The sequence below is a fragment of the Mycobacterium sp. E2699 genome (assembly GCF_001666745.1).
Lineage (GTDB): Bacteria > Actinomycetota > Actinomycetes > Mycobacteriales > Mycobacteriaceae > Mycobacterium.
Genome location: NZ_LZJH01000134.1, coordinates 1 through 15851, shown reverse-complemented (window position 1 = coordinate 15851; position 15851 = coordinate 1). Strand labels below are relative to the sequence as shown.

The 15851-nt window shown below is 69.7% G+C and carries 12 protein-coding genes, 1 pseudogene and 1 riboswitch; of the genes and pseudogenes, 6 read left to right on the top strand and 7 right to left on the bottom strand.

Features of this window, described 5'->3' with window-relative positions; translation table 11 throughout:
* Positions 1 to 105 precede the first annotated feature (105 nt).
* Together A5696_RS22670 and A5696_RS22665 are read left to right on the top strand one after the other, a co-directional pair.
* Positions 106 to 2361, top strand: a complete 2256-nt coding sequence (locus A5696_RS22670) for an MMPL family transporter (protein ID WP_067883237.1) — start codon at positions 106 to 108, stop codon at positions 2359 to 2361.
* A gap of 200 nt (positions 2362 to 2561) precedes the next feature.
* Positions 2562 to 4019, top strand: coding sequence for a peptidase (locus tag A5696_RS22665; protein ID WP_067883236.1), 1458 nt, complete (start codon positions 2562 to 2564; stop codon positions 4017 to 4019).
* A gap of 3 nt (positions 4020 to 4022) precedes the next feature.
* On the opposite strand, the gene A5696_RS22660 is transcribed toward A5696_RS22665, so the two are convergent.
* The 5 genes from A5696_RS22660 to thiC all read right to left on the bottom strand — a co-directional run bounded on the left by A5696_RS22660 (position 4023) and on the right by thiC (position 8510).
* Positions 4023 to 4892 carry an LLM class F420-dependent oxidoreductase gene (locus A5696_RS22660; protein WP_067883235.1) on the bottom strand — a complete coding sequence of 290 codons (870 nt, stop codon included), beginning with the start codon at positions 4890 to 4892 and terminating at the stop codon, positions 4023 to 4025.
* A 19-nt stretch (positions 4893 to 4911) separates the two neighbouring features.
* Positions 4912 to 5346 (bottom strand): MarR family winged helix-turn-helix transcriptional regulator, encoded by a 435-nt coding sequence (locus A5696_RS22655; protein ID WP_067883234.1) that lies wholly within the window; start codon positions 5344 to 5346, stop codon positions 4912 to 4914.
* A 79-nt stretch (positions 5347 to 5425) separates the two neighbouring features.
* Positions 5426 to 6043 carry an alpha/beta family hydrolase gene (locus A5696_RS22650; protein ID WP_067883233.1) on the bottom strand — a complete coding sequence of 206 codons (618 nt, stop codon included), beginning with the start codon at positions 6041 to 6043 and terminating at the stop codon, positions 5426 to 5428.
* A complete protein-coding gene (gene thiD / locus A5696_RS22645) occupies positions 6040 to 6870 on the bottom strand; it encodes a bifunctional hydroxymethylpyrimidine kinase/phosphomethylpyrimidine kinase (protein WP_067883232.1) in 831 nt (276 codons plus the stop codon). Before thiD ends, A5696_RS22650 begins: the two co-directional genes overlap by 4 nt.
* On the bottom strand, positions 6867 to 8510 hold the full coding sequence (gene thiC / locus A5696_RS22640) for a phosphomethylpyrimidine synthase ThiC (protein WP_067883231.1): 1644 nt from the start codon (positions 8508 to 8510) through the stop codon (positions 6867 to 6869). The genes thiD and thiC overlap by 4 nt, the downstream gene beginning before the upstream one ends.
* Positions 8503 to 8613, bottom strand: a riboswitch (TPP riboswitch). It overlaps the preceding gene by 8 nt.
* A gap of 60 nt (positions 8614 to 8673) precedes the next feature.
* Between thiC and A5696_RS22635 the strand changes: the two genes are divergently transcribed.
* The 3 genes from A5696_RS22635 to A5696_RS22625 all read left to right on the top strand — a co-directional run bounded on the left by A5696_RS22635 (position 8674) and on the right by A5696_RS22625 (position 13628).
* A complete protein-coding gene (locus tag A5696_RS22635; protein WP_067883230.1) occupies positions 8674 to 9363 on the top strand; it encodes a PAS and ANTAR domain-containing protein in 690 nt (229 codons plus the stop codon).
* Between the two features lie 81 nt (positions 9364 to 9444).
* The gene (locus A5696_RS22630) at positions 9445 to 9807 is read left to right on the top strand and encodes an STAS domain-containing protein (RefSeq protein ID WP_067883229.1); all 363 of its coding nucleotides are present in this window, start codon (positions 9445 to 9447) and stop codon (positions 9805 to 9807) included.
* Positions 9804 to 13628, top strand: a complete 3825-nt coding sequence (locus A5696_RS22625) for a SpoIIE family protein phosphatase (protein WP_067883228.1) — start codon at positions 9804 to 9806, stop codon at positions 13626 to 13628. Before A5696_RS22630 ends, A5696_RS22625 begins: the two co-directional genes overlap by 4 nt.
* A gap of 13 nt (positions 13629 to 13641) precedes the next feature.
* On the opposite strand, the gene A5696_RS22620 is transcribed toward A5696_RS22625, so the two are convergent.
* Positions 13642 to 13917 (bottom strand): hypothetical protein, encoded by a 276-nt coding sequence (locus A5696_RS22620; protein ID WP_156738553.1) that lies wholly within the window; start codon positions 13915 to 13917, stop codon positions 13642 to 13644.
* 63 nt (positions 13918 to 13980) lie between these two features.
* Between A5696_RS22620 and A5696_RS28745 the strand changes: the two genes are divergently transcribed.
* Positions 13981 to 14295, top strand: a complete 315-nt coding sequence (locus A5696_RS28745) for an Rv1535 domain-containing protein (RefSeq protein ID WP_369803382.1) — start codon at positions 13981 to 13983, stop codon at positions 14293 to 14295.
* On the opposite strand, the pseudogene A5696_RS22615 reads toward A5696_RS28745, so the two are convergent.
* A pseudogene (locus A5696_RS22615) lies at positions 14267 to 15832 on the bottom strand (cation-translocating P-type ATPase); the annotation flags it as partial. The gene A5696_RS28745 and the pseudogene A5696_RS22615 sit on opposite strands and share 29 nt — an antisense overlap.
* Positions 15833 to 15851 lie beyond the last annotated feature (19 nt).

Genomic DNA, 15851 nt, shown 5'->3' with positions numbered 1-15851 from the left:
GTACTCTCGTTTCACGTTGCTGCCAGCGGTGTGTACTCATGTTACTGCACCGACTAGGGTGCGTCATTGGGCCATGTCTTTGCGACAACCTCGGAGGGACACTACATGCTGCACCGGATCGCGATGATGGCCATCGCGGCCCCACGGCGGGTCATCGCGGTGGCCGTGCTGATCTTCGTCGGGGCGTCGGTGTTCGGCATTCCGGTCGCCCAAAGCCTTTCCGCGGGGGGATTTCGGGATCCGCGCTCGGAGTCGGCGCGGGCCGGTGAGCTGTTGGCGGATAGGTTCGGTCAAAGCGATCAGCAGATGCTGATCGTGGTGACCGCGCCCGCGGGTGCCCGCAGCGAGCAGGCTCATCGGGTCGGCGCCGATATCGTTGACCACCTGCAGCGGTCCCCCCACGTTTACAGCGTGGCCTCGGCGTGGACGTCGGCGCCGCAGGTGGCGGCGGGGCTGGTGAGCAAGGACGGCAAGTCCGGCTTGATCGTGGCGAACCTCGAAGGCGGGGAAAACAGCGCGCAGAAGTACGCCAGAACACTGTCCGGCGAGGTGGTGCGCGACCGGGACGGCGTCAGCGTGCGTGCCGGCGGCATCGCGGTGACCTACGCGCAGGTCAACGATCAGATCCAACGCGACATGGTGCTGATGGAATCCATTGCCGTCCCGCTCAGCTTCTTGGCGCTGGTGTGGGTGTTCGGCGGGGTGCTGGCGGCGGGTTTGCCGATTGCCGTGGGGCTGTTCGCCATCGTGGGCTCGATGTCGATCCTGCGCCTGATCACCTTCGGCACCGAGGTGTCGATTTTCGCGCTCAACCTGACCACCGCGTTGGGCCTGGCGCTGGCGATCGACTACACGCTGCTGATCGTCAGCCGCTACCGCGACGAGCTGACCGTGGGCGCCGCCCCCCGCGAGGCGCTGATCCGGACGATGGCCACCGCCGGGCGCACCGTGTTGTTTTCCGGCACGACGGTCGCGCTGTCGATGGCGGTGATGGTGTTGTTCCCGATGTCCTTCCTGAGATCGTTCGCCTACGCCGGAGTCGCCACCGTCGCGTTCGCCGGTATCGCGGCGATCGTGATAACCCCGGCGGCCATCACGCTGCTGGGCCCGCGGTTGGACTCCGTGGATGTTCGCCGGCTGGTACGACGGGTGCTGCACCGGCCCGACCCGGTGCCCAAACCGCCGGAGCAGCTGTTGTGGTACCGGGCAACCATCCTGGTGATGCGCCGAGCTGTGCCCATCGGTCTGGTTGTGACGGCCGTGCTGGTGCTGCTCGGGGTTCCATTTCTGCGAATCCAGTGGGGTTTTTCCGACGACCGGATGCTGCCGCGCTCCGCGTCCGCGCATCAGGTGGGCGATCAGCTGCGCAATGATTTCGCCAACGACTCCGCTGCCGCGATACCCGTCGTCATCCGGGATGCTCCCGACCGGGCCGATCTGGACCGCTACGCCGCCGACCTGTCGCGGGTGCCCGATGTCTCGGCCGTGGCCGCCCCGACCGGCACCTTCAGCGGCGGCGATAAAGTCGGACCACCCGCGGCGCCCACCGGCGTGGCCGGCGGCAGTGCGTATCTGACCGTCGTCAGCACCGCGCCGCTGAACTCGCCGGCATCGGACGTCCAGCTCGACCGGCTGCACGATGTGCCGGCTCCGGCCGGCCGGCCGGTCCTGTTCGGCGGGCTCGCGCAAGCCAATCGAGACAGCGTCGAGGCCATCACCTCGCGGCTGGGGCTGGTGCTCGGATTGATGGCTGTCATCACCTTCCTGCTGCTGTTTCTTCTCACCGGCAGCGTGGTTCTGCCGCTAAAAGCGTTGATCCTCAACGTGTTATCGCTGACGGCGACGTTCGGCGCGATGGTTTGGATTTTCCAGGAGGGTCACCTTGGCGCCTTGGGAACCACACCGACCGGAACGTTGATCGCCAACACGCCGGTCCTGATGTTCTGCGTCGCATTCGGCTTGTCGATGGACTATGAGGTGTTCGTGGTATCCCGGATCCGCGAGTATTGGCTCGCGTCCTCACGCACCCGCCGAGCCAATGACGAGAGTGTGGCGCTGGGCGTTGCTCGCACCGGGCGCGTGATCACCGCCGCCGCGCTGGTGATGGCAATTTCGTTCGCCGCACTGACGGCATCGCAGGTGTCATTCATGAGGATGTTCGGGGTCGGTCTCACGCTTGCGGTGCTGATGGATGCGACCCTGGTGCGCACGGTGCTGTTGCCGGCATTCATGCATGTGCTTGGCCGGCTCAACTGGTGGGCCCCAAAACCACTCGCCTGGGTGCACGATCGGGTGGGAATCAGCGAATCCTTCAGCCACGGCAGGCACGCGGCCCACGGTTACGCGATCGGGGACGACTAGTAGGAGCCGGCCCGCGAGGGGCCGCCCCGCGAGACTCGGCACCCGTCGTTTGCAGTCCGAATGGCAGCCCGCCCGTTGACGTTTCGCAATGGATAACCGGCGCAAACCGCAAGTTTGATTCGGGCTGTCAGAGTTAGCCGCGGGATTTACAATGGGATCCCTTTGATGCTGCCTTGCAGCCCGGTCGGGATGAGGTCGTCATGAGCGTGCGCCGGCGGAGTCGACGTCTGAGGGCGGCAATCGCCTGCGCCGGGGCGGTACTCGTGGTGGCGGGATGCACCAGCTTCGTCGACGGGCGCGCTCTTTCGATGCTCAACGACCCGTTCCGGGTGGGCGGCCTGCCGGCGACCAACGGGCCCAGCGGAATCCGGTCGAACGCGCCCAGCCCCACCGGCACGGTGGTCAACACGGACAACGGGCCGATCGACAAGCTGTCGTTGCTCTCGGTCAACGATATCGAGGAGTATTGGCAGTCGGTGTACAGCCAATCGCTGAAGGGAACCTTCGTGCCGGTCGGCAAGCTGGTGTCCTACGACTCCGAGAATCCGAGCAGTCCGATCGTTTGCCACAGCGAGACCTATCAGCTCGTCAACGCCTTCTTCACCGCCCGCTGCAACCTGATCGCCTGGGATCGCGGGGTTTTCATGCCGGTCGCGCAGCGCTACTTCGGCGACATGTCCGTCACCGGTGTGCTCGCGCACGAATTCGGGCACGCCTTGCAGCAGATGGCCAAACTCGTGACCAGAAGGGACCCGACCATCGTTCGCGAGCAGCAGGCCGATTGCTTCGCGGGCGTCTACCTGTACTGGGTCGCCGACGGCAAGTCGCCGCGCTTCACATTGAGCACCGCCGACGGGCTCGACCACGTGCTGGCCGGCATCATCACCACCCGCGACCCGGTGATGGACGCCGACACCACCAACGACGACGAACACGGGTCGGCGCTGGACCGGATCAGCGCGTTCCAGATGGGCTTCCTCACGGGCGCCCCGGCATGCGCGACCATCAACAAGCAGGAGATCGCGCAGCGCCGCGGCGACCTGCCCACCACCATGCAGGCCGACCCGAACCGGGACCCGGGCACGGGCGGGGTCGCGATCGACGAAGACACGCTGTCGACCCTCATGGAACTCCTGGGAAAGATCTTCTCCCCGAAGAGCCCGCCGACGCTGTCCTACCAGCCCGCCGATTGCCCGGACGCCAAGCCCAGCCCGCCGGCGTCCTACTGTCCGGCGACCAACACCATCGTGATCGACCTTCCCGCGCTCGCGAAGGTGGGCCAGGCCGCCGCCGAGAACGAGCACACGCTGCCACAAGGCGATGACACCGCGCTGTCGATCGTCATGTCGAGGTACGCGCTGGCGGTGCAGCACGAGCGCGGCCTGCCCATGCAAAGCCCCTGGACCGCCTTGCGGACCGCGTGCCTGACCGGTGTGGTGCATCGCAAGATGGCCGAACCGATCGACACGCCGTCGCAGAAGCAGCTCATCCTGACCGCCGGCGACCTCGACGAAGCCGTCTCCGGCCTGCTCACCAACCACCTGGTCGCCAGCGACGCCGACGGCGTCAGCGTGCCCGCCGGGTTCACCCGTATCGCCGCCTTCCGCGGCGGCGTCGCCGGCAACATGGACGCCTGCTATTCGCGCTATCCCGGATAGCCGTCAGGCGATGTCGGCGATCCTGGGAACCACCTCGTCGCCGAGGCGGCGGATGAAGCCGACGGGATCGGGGTTTCCGGGGAAGGGACCCAGGTTGATCAACTCCACGCCCAGCTCGGCGTGGCGTTGCACCGTCTTCAGGAACCCTGCGGTGTCCGCGAACGGGTCGACGAAAAGTCCTACCGTCTTGCGGATTTCGCGCGGATCCCGGCCCACCGCGTCGCAGTGCCTGTTCAGGACGTCGATCTTGTGCTCGAGTTCGGCGACGTCGCTCGTCGTGCTGTTCCAGACGTCGGCATACTGCGCCACCAGTCGCAGCGTCTTCTTCTCGCCGTCGCCGCCGAGCAGGATCGGCGGTCGCCGGATCGGCTGCGGCACACAGATCGTCTCGGCCAGCTGGTAGTGCTTGCCGCGGTACGGCCCGTCGTCGTCGCTCCACATCTGCCGGCAGATCTGCAGCGTCTCCTCCAGCATTTCGAACCGCGCACCAAGGGGCGGGTACGGAACGCCCAGGGCGAGATGCTCGCGGTCGTACCACGCGGCACCGAGCCCCAGCATCGACCGGCCCTGCGACAACACGTCGAGCGTGGTGACCGTTTTGGCCAGCACGCCCGGAAAGCGGTAGGTGACCCCGGTGACCAGCAGGGTCAACTCGATCGTCGTGGTCTGCGCGGCCAGAAAACCCAGCGACGTGTAGCCCTCCAGGAACGGATCCTCCGCTCGCCCAACGTTTTCCATCTGGAAGAAGTGGTCGGCCAGCGTGAACATGGTGGCGCCGCCCTGCTCTGCCGCCCTGGCGGACTCGGCCAGCGTCGGACCCAGCCTCGCCGGATCCCCGGGGAGAAAATCGATGAAGTGCACACCCAATTCCATTGCAGCGGTTCCCCTCTCGTCACTCGGTGAGACGCTCGAGCAGCGACAGCGCCTCGAGGATGATGCGGCGTTCCCGTTCGGAATACCGCTCCTGGATGGCGCGTGCCAGCCACTCCTCCCGCACCTGCCGATTGCTCTCGGCGCGCCGCCGCCCTGAGGCGGTCAGCGAAACGACCTGGCGGCGGCCGTCTTCGGGGTCGGGAGCGCGGGCGATGAGCCCACGTTGCTCGAGCGCGGCCACGATGGTGGCCATCGACTGCGGGCGCACCCCTTCGGCACCGGCCAGCGCGCTGGCCGATGACGCCCCCTCCTTCCAGAGGCGGGTGAGCACCGCGGTCTGGGACGGCGTCAGGTCGTCGTCGACCCGCAGACTCCGCAACCGGCGTCGCAGCCGGCTGAACAACACCCGCAGGTCGCGGGCGGCCGTCACGGCTGAGTCACCGATGCCGTCCATGAACCCAGGCTAGATTAGACAGTTGAAACTGTCCAGTTTCAGCTGTCTAATTCGAGCCGTGCCGACGTGCGCGGTCCGGTCAGCCAAGCAGCCGCAGCGCCGCGTCGACCGCGAGCGCGGGCACGTCCAGGGTCTTCGAGCGCAGATCGTGCCGCGCGCCGGCGATCTCGACGACCTCGGTGGGCGCGGCGATCATCGCCGCGGCGCCGCGCACCTCGTCGGGCGTGCCGAACGGATCCGACGTGCCGTGGGTGAACACGGTGGGCACCCGGATGCCGGGCAGGTGCTCGGTGCGGGGGCGCTCCGGCTTGCCCGGTGGGTGGACCGGGTAGGAGAACAGCGTCAGCGCGTCCACCGGCGCCTCCCCGGCGGCGACCACCATGGACGTCTGCCGGCCGCCGTAGGAATGCCCGCCGGCGATCAGCGGGCCGCCGGACAGGCCGCGGCACACGGCGATCGCCTCGACGATTCCCGCGCGGTCGGCGGCCGCGGACCCCGATGGCGGACCTTTGGGCCGGCGCCGGCGGTAGGGCAGGTTGTACCGCACCGCGAGCCAGCCGCGCCGGGCCCATTCGTCGCAAATCTGCTGCAGGAGAACCGAATCCCGGTCCCCGCCGGCGCCGTGGGTCAGCACCACCACGCCCGACGACGCGCCCTCGGGTTCGTGCGCGACGCCCGCGATGTCCTCGAGATTCATGCGAGCCTGAACAGGGGGGACACGGGCCCGTGTCCGCGGCCCAGGGGATAGGCGGCGCGCAGACACTCGGTGACCCAACGCTTTCCGAAACCGACCGCGTCCGGCACGGTGAGGCCGTGCGCCAGCGCGCACGCGACCGCGGATGCGAGCGTGTCGCCGCCGCCGTGGTCGTTGCCGCCCGGCAGCCGCTCGGCGTCGAACTCGTAGTAGGAGTCGCCGTCATAGAGCAGGTCGCAACTGCGATCGGAGGACCGCAGGTGACCGCCCTTGACCAGGGCCCACCGCGGGCCCAGCGCGTGCAGCGCCTTGGCCGCCGCGCGCTGCGAGGCCGGGTCGACGACGTCGATATTGACCAGCAGGCGCACCTCGTCGAGGTTCGGCGTCACCAACGTGGCCAGCGGAAACAGTTGGTCGCGAAGGGAATCCAGGGCGGACGTCGCCAGCAGGGCGTCGCCGTGCATGGACGCGCACACCGGATCGACGACCAGCGGCGTGCCCGTCAGACCCAGCCGGCGCCAGGTGGCGGCCACCGCGCCGATGATGTCCGACGACGCCAGCATCCCGGTCTTGGCGGCGTGAATGCCGATGTCGGTGACCACCGCCTCGATCTGGGCGGCGACGACATCGGCAGGCACCGCGTGAAAGTCCTTCACGCCCACGGTGTTCTGCACCGTCACCGCGGTGACCGCGACGCAGGCGTGCACGCCGAGCAGCGCCATGGTCCGCATGTCGGCCTGGATGCCGGCCCCGCCGCCCGAGTCCGATCCGGCGATGGTCAGCACCCGCAACGGCGTGCTGCCCGCCGGGGCCAGCGGCAGGTAGCTCACTGGGTGATGGGCAGGTACACCCGATTGCCGTGCTCGGCGAACTCGCGCGACTTCTCGGCCATCCCCTCGCTCAGCATGGCCTCGATGTCCTCTTCGGTCTCCAGCCCGTGCTTGGCGGCGAAGTCGCGCACGTCCTGGGTGATCCGCATCGAGCAGAACTTCGGCCCGCACATCGAGCAGAAGTGCGCGGTCTTGGCGGGCTCGGCGGGCAGCGTCTCGTCGTGGTACTCCCGCGCGGTGTCGGGGTCGAGTGACAGCGCGAACTGGTCGTTCCAGCGGAATTCGAAGCGGGCCGTCGACAGCGCGTCGTCGCGCTCCTGCGCGCGCGGATGCCCCTTGGCCAGATCGGCCGAGTGCGCGGCGATCTTGTAGGCGATCACCCCGTCCTTGACGTCCTTACGGTCGGGCAGACCCAGGTGCTCCTTCGGGGTCACGTAGCACAGCATCGCCGTGCCGGCCTGGGCGATGATCGCCGCGCCGATCGCCGAGGTGATGTGGTCGTAGGCCGGCGCGATGTCGGTCGCCAGCGGGCCCAGCGTGTAGAACGGGGCCTCCTCGCACAGCTCCTCTTCCAGCCGCACGTTCTCGACGATCTTGTGCATCGGGATGTGCCCGGGGCCCTCGATCATCACCTGCGCGCCATGGGCTTTCGCGATCTTGGTCAGCTCGCCCAGGGTGCGCAGCTCGGCGAATTGCGCGGCGTCGTTGGCGTCGGCGATCGATCCCGGTCGAAGCCCGTCGCCGAGGGAGAACGTCACGTCGTAGCGCGCGAAGATGTCGGCGAGCTCATCGAAATGCGTGTAGAGGAACGACTCCCGGTGATGTGCCAGGCACCAGGCCGCCATGATCGACCCGCCGCGGGACACGATCCCGGTGACCCGCTTGGCCGTCAGCGGCACGTACCGCAGCAGCACGCCGGCGTGCACGGTCATGTAGTCCACGCCCTGCTCGCACTGCTCGATCACGGTGTCGCGGTAGATCTCCCACGTCAACTCGGTGGGGTCACCCTTGACCTTCTCGAGCGCCTGGTAGATCGGCACCGTGCCGACCGGCACCGGGGAGTTGCGCAGGATCCACTCGCGGGTTTCGTGGATGTTCTTGCCGGTGGACAGGTCCATGATGGTGTCGGCGCCCCAGCGGGTGGCCCACACCATCTTGTCGACCTCCTCGGCGATCGACGACGTCACCGCCGAGTTGCCGATGTTGGCGTTGACCTTGACCGCGAACGCCTTGCCGATGATCATCGGCTCGCTCTCGGGATGGTTGTGGTTGGCCGGGATCACCGCTCGGCCGCGGGCGACCTCGTCGCGCACCAGCTCGGCGGGCAGTTCCTCGCGGGCGGCGATGTATGCCATCTCGGCGGTGATCTCGCCGGCGCGGGCGCGCTGCAGCTGGGTGCCGCTGTCGCGCACCACCCCGGGACGCGCCGGCAACCCCGCCGTCAGGTCGATGACGGCGTCCGGATCGGTGTAGGGCCCGGACGTGTCGTAGAGATCGAAGTGGTCCCCGGTCGACAGGTGGACCCGCCGGAACGGAACGCGCGCGCCGGGTACGCCCTCCAGTTCGCGGTAGGCCTTCGTGCTGCCGGCGATGGGGCCGGTGGTGACGCTCGGTGCAGCGCTCGACAGGGTTTCGGTCATTTTCTCATCTCCCTACGCCGGCATTACCCGGTCAGGTTCGTACGGTCGACGGCCCCGAGCCGTCCTCTCAGCGCACTCGGCGTGCGCTCCCGCGTTGTGTGGATGGTCCGCACGCGACGTTACCCCCTGCAGCGGTAGCCCGGGATACCCGCCGGGTGGAAGGATGCTAACCGTGCAACCAGCGGGGACCCCCGACCAGCCGGCGAGCGCGCTCGAGGCGGACGCGCGGTATTTGAACGTCGGCGCCTTCCGGTTCTGGTTCGTCGGCCAGCGCTGGGAATGGTCCGACGAGGTCGCCAGGATGCACGGCTACGAACCGGGGACCGTCGAGCCGACGACGAAACTGCTGCTATCGCACAAGCATCCCGACGACCGCGCGCACGTCCAGGAATTGCTCGACTACGCCCTGCAGTCGGCGGAATCATTCTCCAGCCGGCACCGGTTCATCGACACCGGGGGCACCGTGCACGACGCGATCGTGGTCGCCGACCGGATGCTGGACGAGTCGGGCGCGGTGGTGGGGACCGCGGGCTATTACATCGACCTCACCGACACCTTCGACGAGGCGCGGCAGGAGGTGCTCGACGCGGCTCTGCCCGATCTGTTCGAGAACCGTGCGGCCATCGAGCAGGCCAAGGGCGTGCTGATGTACGTCTACCGGGTCAGCGCCGAGCAAGCCTTTCGCGTGCTGCAGTGGCGCTCGCAGGAAACCAACGTGAAGCTGCGTGCCCTGGCGAAGCAACTGCTCGCCGAGGTGACGACGCTGATCGCCCCCGCGCCCGCGGTGCAGAGTCAGTTCGACCACTTGTTGCTGACGGTGCACGAGAGGATTCCCGACGAGCCCATTGGGTAACCAGCGCACTATGCGAACGCACCGGGTCGGGCACGGGTTAATCTTCAAAATCTGGACGGCACATGCTGTAGGGCGAAAGGCATGGATTTGTTGGCGGTCGACCACGAGGCCAATGAGGATGCGGTAGTCGTGCGCGTCAAGGGCGACGTCGATTCCAGCAACGTCGACGAGCTCGCCACCCACCTCATCGCCGCGCTCCAGGTGGCCGCGACCCACCCGCGGCGGCTGGTCGTCATCGACATGCAAGCGGTCAGCTTCTTCGGAAGCGCGGCGCTGAACGCCGTCCTCGAGTGCCACGAGGAGGGGAAGGCAGCCGGTACGTCGGTCCGTCTGGTGGCCGACCACGACCTGGTGCTCAGGCCGATCCAGGTGACCGAGCTGGACCGCATCCTCGACATCTCTCCGACGCTGGCCGACGCGTTGCACCGCGACCACCGGCAATGAACCCCGGGCTGCCGGCTGATCTGGCGGCTGCGGTCGCGTTGGGCGGCGAGATGGGTCGCCGTTTCGCCGAGTGCGACTGGGCCGCACACCCGTTGGGTCCGCCGGATCACTGGTCGGCCGAGGCGCGGGTGGCCGTGGCGGTGGCGTTGACGTCGCGGTTTCCCATCGTCCTGTGGTTGGGCCCGACGGATCTGTACCTCGTGTACAACGACGCCTACGCGCAGATCCTGGGCAACAAGCACCCGGCGGCCCTGGGCCGCCCGGCGGAGCAGGTGTGGTGGGAGATCTGGGACCAGATTCACCCGATGCTCACCAGCGTCCTCGACACCGGAAAAGCGACCTGGTCCGACGACCTGATGCTGTCGCTGATTACCGGCGACCAGCCCGAGGAGCGGTACTTCACCTTCAGCTACAGCCCGCTGATCGGCAGTGCGGGAGACGTTTACGGGATCTTCTGCGCCGTCCGGGAAACCACCGAGCGGGTGTTGAGCGAACGCCGGCTGCATCTGCTCAATGCGGTGGCGACCGCCCTGATGGACGTCCACGCCGTCGACGACGCCGTGCACAGCGCCGTTGCGGTGTGCGGCGCGCAGCCGCTGGACCTGCCGTTCATCGCGGTGTACCTCGGCGGCACGCTGCGCGGCGCGACGCCCTCGGTCCTGGGGCTGCTGCCGGGCTCCCTGACCGAGCTCACGGGCCGGGACCCGGCACCGCATTCGCGGGCCGCACACACCATCGACGCGCTCGAACAGACGATCCCGGGCATCGCGGGCGTTCTCGGCGAGAACTGCCCGCGGCAGGCCGTGGTGTTGCCGCTGGGCGAGGGCGCGGACGCCGGGGCGCTGGTGATCGGGGCCAGCCCGCGCCGCCCCCTCGACGCGATGTACCGCGGCTTCTGCCAGCTGCTCGCCGACCAGTTGTCGTCGGCGCTGGCCTCCGTGGTCTCCTATGAGGAGCAGCGGCGGCGAGCGGACGCGCTCGCCGAGCTGGATCGGGCCAAGACGGCGTTTCTGGCCAACGTCAGCCACGAATTCCGCACGCCGCTAACGCTTTTGCTGGGACCGCTCGACGACGCGCTGTCCGACGCCCCGCCGGAAAGCGTCCTGGCGGATCGGCTGAGCGCCGCGGGACGCAACGCGCGGCGCCTGCAGCGCCTGGTCGACTCGCTGCTCGATTTCTCCCGCATCGAGGCCGGCCGCGCGAACGCGAAGCTGGTGTGCACCGACGTGGGCGCGCTGACCGCCCACATCGCGTCGTCGTTCACCGAGCTGTGCCAACGGGCGGGGTTGGACCTCGTGCTGGACTGCGGCCCGGCGCTGGCCGACGTCGATCCGGGCATGTGGGAGACGATCGTCCTCAACCTGCTGTCCAACGCCGTCAAATACACCCTGCGGGGCTCCATTTCGGTCCGGGTCCGCGCCGAGTCCGCACAGTGCCGGATCACGATGGCCGACACCGGGGTCGGGATCGCCCCCGAGGACCTGGACCGCCTGTTCGAACGCTTCTACCGGGCCGACAACGTGCGCGGGCGCAGCGTGGAGGGCACCGGCATCGGACTGGCGCTGGTGCGCGGCCTGGTCGACCTGCAACGCGGAACGGTGGAGATCGACAGCGAACTGGATCGCGGAACGACGGTCACCATCCGGCTGCCGCGGTCGGTCGCGGGCGAGGCGGTCGAGCAGGTCCCCGCGGGAGCGCCGGATGAAAGCAACCCGTACGTGGCCGAGGCGCGTCAGTGGCTGCCGCCGGCCGCCGAGCCCGCCGCCGTGCCGACCGCCCACCGGGCGCCCGGCGGCGCCCGCCAGCTGGTGCTGATCGCCGACGACAACGCCGACATGCGCGCGCACCTGGACCGGGTGCTGTCCGCCCACTGGGACACGGTTCTGGCCGCCGACGGCGAGTCGGCCCTGGCCGCCACCAAAGAGCTGCACCCGGACGCGATCGTGACCGATGTCATGATGCCCGGCCTCAACGGCTTCGAGCTGGTTGCGGCGATCCGCGCGGATCCCGCGCTGGCGGCCACGCCGGTCCTGATGCTGTCGGCCCGGGCCGGCGCGGAGGCCGTCGACGAGGGCTTCGCCGGCGGGGCCGACGACTACCTGCCGAAACCGTTCCGCTCCCAGGAGCTGGTCGACAGGGTGGCGTCGCGGTTGTCGGCGGTCGCCCGCGAGCGCGACCGCCAGCGCCGCGAGGCGCGGCTCGACCTGGTGCACCTCGACTCCGCCCTGCAGGCCACCGACTCGGTCGCCGGGATCCTGGACGCGCTGATCGGCCACGCATCCGGGTCGGGCGATCCCGCCGCGGTGACCATCGGCGTGCTCGACGGGGAGCACCACGTCCGCTTCGAGTACGCCGGGGACCTGCCGGTGGAAGTGCGGGATCGCTACCACGTGGCCGCGCTCGACGCGCCGTTGATCGGCGCCGACGTCATCAGCAGCGGCGAGCCGATGATCGTCCCCGACACGTTCGGCCTGCCGCAGCGCTATCAGCACGCCGTGCGCGACACGGCGGACAGCGTGCGCGCCTGCGTCGCGCAACCGTTGCGCGACAACACCGGTCGCGTCGTCGGCGCGCTGGCGTTGCTGTGGCCCACGCCGCGCCAGTTCGAGCCCGCCGAGCTCGCCACGTTCGGCCGGATCGCCGAGCTGACCCAGTCCGCCCTGGACCGGGTCCGGGCGATGGCGCAGGAACACCGGATCGCCGTCGACTTCCAAGAGCACCTGCTGGACCTGGATCGCGGCTCGACCGCCGCGGTCGTGGCGGCCGTCTACCAGCCGGCCGGCGAAGCGATGCGGGTGGGCGGCGACTGGTACTCGGTCACCCCGCTCGGCCGCGCCGGCCTGATCGGGATCTCGGTCGGCGACGTCGTCGGGCACGGCCTGGCCGCCGCGATCGTGATGAGCCGGCTGCGCGCCGCCGTGGCCGCCTCGGCGCTCACCGCCGCCGAACCGCCCGCGGTGCTGGCCGCCCTGGACAGGTACGCGGCCAGCGTCACCGGCGCTCGCTGTGCGACGGTGGCCTACGCCCTGGTCGACACCGGGGCGGGCGCGGGCGGCGCCACCGTGAGCTACAGCTGCGCCGGGCATCCCTACCCGTTACTGGTCCCGTCCGACGGTGACCCGGTCTTCCTCGAGTCGGGGCGCCGCCCCCCGGTGGCCGTCGAGGACGGCCAGCCGGCCGGCGCCGCCGCGACGGTCGAGCTGGCGCCCGGAAGCATGATCCTGCTGTACACCGACGGGCTCATCGAGCGGGCCGGCGAGACGCTCGACGACGGATTCGCCCGGCTGAGGGCCGCCGCCGCCGAGTGCGCCGTTCTGCCGGTCGAATCCGTCTGCACCGAACTGCTCGCGCGGATGACGCCGCCCAAGGGCTACCGCGACGACGTCGTGGTGCTGGCGCTGCGGCCGAGCCACTCGGCGGCGCGCAGCTTCGCCACGGTGCTGCCGGCCGCGCCGCCGCAGATTCCCGTCGCGCGCAAGCAGTTGCGGGCCTGGCTGGACAGCATCGCCGTGGATCCCGGCCGCGAGGAGGACATCCTGCTGGCGACCGGGGAAGCGGTGACCAACGCGATCGAGCACGGCAGCCAGAGCCAGCCACGCAAAACCGTGTCCGTCGAGGCCTTCCTGCACGACGAGACCGTCGCGATCACCGTCAGCGACAGCGGGCGCTGGGTCGGTGATTCGTCGGCCAGCCTGCGCAGCAGGCGGCGCGGCCGCGGGCTGACCCTGATCGGTGGGCTCGCCGACCGCGTCGACACCGTCCGGACCCCCGGGGGCACCCGGGTCACGCTGACCTTCGAGCGAGCCGTCGCCGTCACGTGAGCGGCCGGGAAGCCTAGGCCTCTTCCATCGCCTCGCCGAGCTCCTCCAGGATCTTGTTGTGGTGGTTGCTGGCCAGTAGGTGCCCCGCCGCGATGACCAGGGCGACCGGCCAGTCGATGAGCTCAAGCGCGGCCAGGGCGGCCAGGCCTCCGAAGTAGGCCAACTGCTCCGGGCGCGGTATCTCCACTTGCCCCACCACCGGCACGTTCACCACGAACGTCTCGCCCTCGCGGATCTTCTCTACCGCTTCGCGCTGCGAGGTCCCCCTGCGGGTCTTCTTTTCCGCCATCATTTGCCTTCCGGTAACTATAGGTTTGCCGCCCCGCCGGGTACTGAGGCCACCGTCGGAGCTATGTCGACGATGACCGACCCCGGCGGCGATCCGCTGGTTTCGTCGATTGCTCTGGTGCTGCGGGTGCCGTTACTGGAACTCTATGCGCTGTTGTGGCGGGTCGGGATTGTGGAGATTCGTCATCCCGGTCGCCGGGCTCAACGTTCGGCCGGGGCGCGCCAGGTCCGGGTGGCAGCGTGTGCGATGGGCTCGGCCTGCCCCAACCTTCCGCGACACGATTCAGAACGGCCACCCCGACGGTCGCCCCGGCGGCGGCTCCCAGAGCCTGCCCCCAGCCGACCGGACCCAGCGGTGTACAGCCGAGCAACTGGCTGACCACCGGGATGCTGATCAGCGTCCCCATCGCACCCAGCGACCCGACCGCCGTGAGCACCACCAGCGGGGCGCGGGAATCCAGCAGCGTCTGACCTAATTCGGCCCCGACCAGCGCGACCAGCGCGACGGTGGACGCCCGCTGCGGGCGTCCGGTGACGCCCGCCATCGCCCACGCCGCCGTCGTCGCCGCGGCCGTGGTGACCCCGCGGATCGCCACGGCCCGCCACAGCGCGGGACGGTCCGGGCCGCGCAGGCCGGGGTCGATCTGGCCGCTGGGCTTGCTGACCGCCAGGGCGGCCGCCGGCAGCGCGTCGGTCATCATGTTCACCAGCAGCAGCTGCCGGGTGTTCAGCGGCGACGTGCCGGTGATCGCGCTGCCGATGATGGCGAACAGCACCTCGCCGGCGTTGCCGCCGAGCAGCACCGACACCGCCGCCTGCACCCGCTGCCACAGTTGGCGGCCTTCCGCGATGGCCTCCACCAGCGCCTCGATGCGGGCGTCGACCAGGACGACGTCGGCGGCCAGGTGGGCCGGGTCGCTGCCCCCCGCCACCACCCCGATGCCGACGGTGGCGGCCCGGATGGCGGCGGCGTCGTTGGAGCCGTCGCCGACCATCGCGCACAGCACGCCGGCGCCCTCGAGGGTCTGCACGACCTGCACTTTGTTCTCGGGCGTCATCCGCGCGAAGATCACCCGCTCGGTCACCACCCGCGCCTGGTCCTTGCGCGACAGCGAGTCCCACTCGACCCCACTGATCACCTGCTCGTCGGTCACCGACAGGCCCAGCTCGCGGGCGATGGCCAGCGCGGTGATGGGGTGGTCACCGGTGATCAGCTTCACGCCCACGCCCTGCCGGCGCAGGTCGGCGAGCAGCCCGACGGCCTCGGGGCGCGGGGTGTCGGACAGGCCGAGGAACCCCGTCAGCGTCAGCCCGTCGGTGCAGAACTCCGCGATGTCGTCCGGGTCGTCCCGGATCGCGCGGGCCTGTTGCGGCGTCAGCTCGCGCCGGGCCACCGCGATCACCCGCAGCCCGTCGGTGGCCAGCTCGGAGACCGTCGCGTCGATCTTCGGGTCGACGTTCCCGCACGCGGCCAGCACCACCTCGGGCGCACCCTTGACGGTCAGCTCGGTTCCGGTGACGGAGGCCGAGAACGACCTGCCGGAGCGGAAGGGCAGATGGGCGTCCGACTCGGTGTCCGGTGTGGAGCCGTTGAGCGAACGCCTGGCCGCCTCGACGATCGCGACATCGGTGGCGTGCACGTGTGGGTTGCCGTTGGCGGCCGGTGCGGCGTGCGCGGCGTGGCGCAGAACTTCCTCGGGCGAGCAACCCGGCGCCGTGCGGACCTGCGCCACCCGCAGGCGGTTTTGGCTGAGCGTTCCCGTCTTGTCGAAGCAGACCACGTCGATGCGGCCGAGCGCCTCCACCGAGCGCGGCACGCGGACCAGCGCGCCGAACCTGGTGAGCCGCCGCGCCGACGCCGATTGCGCCAGGCGGTGTCCAGCGGCATGCCCTCGCCGCCGCGACGGCGATGGCATGCCGCTGGTGGCGACGCTG

Bases quoted from the DNA above. Each gene is read 5' to 3' on its own strand.
- A5696_RS22655 (WP_067883234.1), bottom strand. From the start codon at position 5,346: ATGGACGGCATCGGTGACTCAGCCGTGACGGCCGCCCGCGACCTGCGG.
- A5696_RS22665 (WP_067883236.1), top strand. From the start codon at position 2,562: ATGAGCGTGCGCCGGCGGAGTCGACGTCTGAGGGCGGCAATCGCCTGC.
- A5696_RS22620 (WP_156738553.1), bottom strand. From the start codon at position 13,917: ATGGCGGAAAAGAAGACCCGCAGGGGGACCTCGCAGCGCGAAGCGGTA.
- thiC (WP_067883231.1), bottom strand. From the start codon at position 8,510: ATGACCGAAACCCTGTCGAGCGCTGCACCGAGCGTCACCACCGGCCCC.
- A5696_RS22650 (WP_067883233.1), bottom strand. From the start codon at position 6,043: ATGAATCTCGAGGACATCGCGGGCGTCGCGCACGAACCCGAGGGCGCG.
- A5696_RS22635 (WP_067883230.1), top strand. From the start codon at position 8,674: ATGCTAACCGTGCAACCAGCGGGGACCCCCGACCAGCCGGCGAGCGCG.
- A5696_RS22625 (WP_067883228.1), top strand. From the start codon at position 9,804: ATGAACCCCGGGCTGCCGGCTGATCTGGCGGCTGCGGTCGCGTTGGGC.
- A5696_RS28745 (WP_369803382.1), top strand. From the start codon at position 13,981: ATGTCGACGATGACCGACCCCGGCGGCGATCCGCTGGTTTCGTCGATT.
- A5696_RS22670 (WP_067883237.1), top strand. From the start codon at position 106: ATGCTGCACCGGATCGCGATGATGGCCATCGCGGCCCCACGGCGGGTC.
- A5696_RS22630 (WP_067883229.1), top strand. From the start codon at position 9,445: ATGGATTTGTTGGCGGTCGACCACGAGGCCAATGAGGATGCGGTAGTC.
- A5696_RS22660 (WP_067883235.1), bottom strand. From the start codon at position 4,892: ATGGAATTGGGTGTGCACTTCATCGATTTTCTCCCCGGGGATCCGGCG.